6 protein-coding genes and 2 pseudogenes are annotated in these 3,436 nt (G+C 33.6%); all 8 read right to left on the minus strand.

Annotated features, from left to right (window positions below; translation table 11 throughout):
* A pseudogene (locus RT41_RS09930) lies at positions 1-394 on the minus strand (hypothetical protein); the annotation flags it as partial.
* Positions 387-692 (minus strand): hypothetical protein, encoded by a 306-nt coding sequence (locus RT41_RS09935; RefSeq protein ID WP_096819243.1) that lies wholly within the window; start codon positions 690-692, stop codon positions 387-389. The gene RT41_RS09935 and the pseudogene RT41_RS09930, both read right to left, overlap by 8 nt.
* Positions 689-880, minus strand: a complete 192-nt coding sequence (locus RT41_RS09940) for a hypothetical protein (protein ID WP_054639862.1) — start codon at positions 878-880, stop codon at positions 689-691. Before RT41_RS09940 ends, RT41_RS09935 begins: the two co-directional genes overlap by 4 nt.
* 177 nt (positions 881-1,057) lie before the next feature.
* Positions 1,058-1,144 (minus strand): annotated as a pseudogene (locus RT41_RS10810) (hypothetical protein); the annotation flags it as partial.
* Positions 1,145-1,162: 18 nt separating this feature from the next.
* On the minus strand, positions 1,163-1,306 hold the full coding sequence (locus RT41_RS10525) for a hypothetical protein (protein ID WP_180752720.1): 144 nt from the start codon (positions 1,304-1,306) through the stop codon (positions 1,163-1,165).
* A complete protein-coding gene (locus RT41_RS09950; RefSeq protein WP_096819248.1) occupies positions 1,303-1,818 on the minus strand; it encodes a DUF1642 domain-containing protein in 516 nt (171 codons plus the stop codon). Before RT41_RS09950 ends, RT41_RS10525 begins: the two co-directional genes overlap by 4 nt.
* Positions 1,819-1,959: 141 nt before the next feature.
* Positions 1,960-2,382, minus strand: a complete 423-nt coding sequence (locus tag RT41_RS09955) for a hypothetical protein (protein WP_096819249.1) — start codon at positions 2,380-2,382, stop codon at positions 1,960-1,962.
* A gap of 176 nt (positions 2,383-2,558) precedes the next feature.
* A complete protein-coding gene (locus RT41_RS09965; protein WP_096819253.1) occupies positions 2,559-3,317 on the minus strand; it encodes a DNA-methyltransferase in 759 nt (252 codons plus the stop codon).
* Positions 3,318-3,436 lie beyond the last annotated feature (119 nt).

Here is a 3,436-nt window from a genome sequence, read left to right on the forward strand (position 1 = left end):
CCACCACTTTCACTAAATCAACTCCTAAAGCTTTGCCTGCGAGGTAAGCGAATACTATTCGATAATTACCAGCAATAGTTTGAACAATTAACTGTGGTATTTCATCATATGTTACTCTGGAAAACTCTACCAATGTACCACCCATATTTCTGTACATAAGCCCCTTACTAGTAAGTTCAAAATCATATTTGTCCAACTCATCCGCAATGCTTTGAGGAATCGTGAGCTGGGGTTGGTTGCTTAGATAATCTTGAATTTGTTCATCAGTATAAAGTGGTGTATGACCGCCAATTTTTCCTGTTTCATAGGCACTTTGACCTTGAGATTTCAGCTCCATAGAAAGCCCAATCGGTTCATATTTTGATTTAAAATCTTTTATTGTTAATTCACTCATCGCCGCTCCCTTCAATTTTTCTAACCGTTGCGAGTGATGTAATTAGTTTCGGTAGAATCCAAGATATTGGAATATTGTCATGACGTCCATCGTGTGCCATTGTTGCGATGGCGTGTTCGATAGCTTCTTTCAAGCTATCCCGCTCTTTCTTGACTTTTTCAAGCTCAAGTTTGTCAGTAGTTTCAAATAAATCAAGGGCTACTTTTAACCCGTTTACAAATCCTTGATTATGAAGACCTGTCATTGCTACATCATGTTCTTTTATTCGCTTTTTTAATTTATCTTCAAATTCAGTCATTTTCTACTCTCCCAGTATCTATCAATGGATTCTTTTGCTTCATCAATAGTCCGATATTCATTATCATGGCTTTTCCGCCAACTGATATTTCCTGTGTATTCCTTTAAGTCTCTGTCAGCATAAACTCTGAAACCGCCATTTTTAAGTTGCTTAATATCAAAGTTGCTATAATTTTCAACTGTTTTCATTTTTATTCCCTTTCTCATACGCCTCGTTAAGCTCATCAGTAAGCTCTCTGTATTTTTCTTGCAAAGGAATGCTACGTTGGTAAGGACATTCAAGACGTAAGCAAAATTCAAAAATGTCATATTTTCCATACGATTTATGAATTTTATGTCCAAAGTGCCTGCACATAAACGGATATTTCATTTCTCCACGCTTTCTACTATTTCATTTTTATGAATTTCAAAGTTTTTCTTGCCTGATTTTACGTCATCAAAATACTTGATGTCTAGTTTTAATTAGTAGTTTCATTCTTCCACTCTTTCCATTGATATCCCCCAAGTCTTGCGCATATCGTCCACAATCGCTTGAATTTTATCATGGAATTCTGAGCCTATGCCTTCCTCGCTAGCAAATTCCTCTATTTTCTTGATTCTCGTTTCTAGTTTCATTCTTCCACCTCGATAATCTCGTAGCTCCCAGTTTCCAAGCTGTCGATTTCCTGCTGGGTAAAGGTTGTCCCTCCTCCAAAACCACCAACTCGTTCATCCTTTACTTCTTCGTATCTAAAAGTTGTGTCGTCCATTGATAACCCAGTGTAAGAACGTAGATATTTTCCAGTAATCTTATTCTTCAAATAGAACAGCTGCGGTTTTTCGACTGTGTAGCCGTCTTTCATGCGGATAACTGTTTCAATTGGATTTTTATTTTCTGTTTCACTATTAAAAAATTTTTCAATAGTACTAAGTTCTCGCTCAGGTTTATTGTTAATATTTAAGTTTTCGCAATAAATTCCAAATTCCAAATCACCTTTATTTTCATCAAACCAATCCGCCACGAACTGCGGTACTTCTTGCAGGGCTTGCTGTGGTTGCCAATCTTTGAAATGATTGATGATTTTTTTATGCTTTGGACTAGCTCCTGCAGTTAATTTAAATTTTTCAAATTCTTCTTCAAATGTCATTTTTTACATCTGTTTTTAAATAGTAAATATATATTATAATCGGAATTTATTTTATTATCCGTTGTGCCTTATATTCACTGACTTTACGGCACTTTTTTTATTTTTATTAAAACAGCATTTTTTTAATCAGTTTTTCATCAATTAATAGGTATGATGATTAACTTTCAATCCTGTTTTTGGCATCAATTCAAATGTCATTTTGTCAATCATACGAACTTCACTTTGATATTCAACGATTAGAATGTTTGAGTAGGTATTTTCAGTTTTTAAGATTGTAAAATCATTTTTTGATAAAAATACTTTAGGAAGGTCTTTCTTTGTAACTGGCTCTTTTTCAACTTGTTTCGGAAAATATTCAGCTTGTTGATCCATTTCTTCATCAAGTAAAACCAAAGCCAAAGCTTTCTTACTATCTCCTTGACTATTTTTATATGCCGGATACAACATAAAGCGGACAGACTTTTCTTTAATATTTCTGTATTCAGCAATCTGTTTGATTGTTCCTGTAATTAAAATATCTTCACCTTTGTACAAAGCGTAAATTTTATCATCTATTTTTCCCAATTTGTGCCTCCAATTCGCATAACCTATAAAATGTCTCCTTCCAATTCTGGGTCATTAGAGCCCGTTTAATTGTTTCTGAAAGAATTACATTTGTTCTCTTTTCAAATGCTCTGATCAGCCGTTTTTTTAGTTGAGGAGCATTTTTTACCATACAGAATGAATTTGTATTTACCATTTCAAATTTCAAATAAAGACACCTCATATTCTTTAAGCATTTGTTCAGTTGCCAATTTATAAAAATCTTTTTTTATTTCAAAGCCATAGGCGTTTCTGTTAAGTTCAATTGCTGCTCTGATAGTAGAACCACTTCCACAGCATGGATCAATTATTGTATCTCCCTTGTCTGTGAAGATTTCTATTAATCGTTTTAGAACAGCTTGCGGTTTCTGGGTTGGATGAATTTGAGGTATCGACTTGCCATCTTTTGACCAATTCATCCAGTTAAATATCATAGATCCATCATTGTTAAATTTTGGCAGTTTATCCCGATATAAAACTACTGCATATTCTGTGGCACCTACAATTTTCATATTCGCTTTAAGAACTTGAGCGCTATAATTTTTAATAAATACCAATGGATAGGCATTCATAAATCCATATTTTTCTCCATAATCAATGACCATTTGTATTTGTTGAAAGGCACAAAAAACGATCATTGCAGGAGCTTTTCCTTTTTCTTTAGGCTCTTTTATCAACATTTTTGAGCAAAAATGCATAAATTCCGCAATTCTAAAATCTTTATCTGTATCGAAGAATTCTGTATTAGCTTTTTCGCTTTCACCATTTTTATTGTCTCCATCAACATACCAAGCATTAGAACTTGCATATGCATTTTTTCCTAAGTTATAAGGAATATCAGCAATGACAAGCTGTGCTTTTGGTATTTGATATCGTTTATAATTTTGGAAGTGATCATTAAATATTTCAAATTTCATTTATGCTCCTTTATTTTTTTGTCTCTCGAGATCATCGTAACGATGAAGTCGTTTCGATACTTCTCTATAACTGAGCTTAGTGGTGTCAGCTATAAATTTTGTTGGATGCATATTGAAAT

This window comes from Lactococcus fujiensis JCM 16395 (assembly GCF_002441655.1).
GTDB classification, from domain to species: Bacteria; Bacillota; Bacilli; order Lactobacillales; family Streptococcaceae; genus Lactococcus; species Lactococcus fujiensis.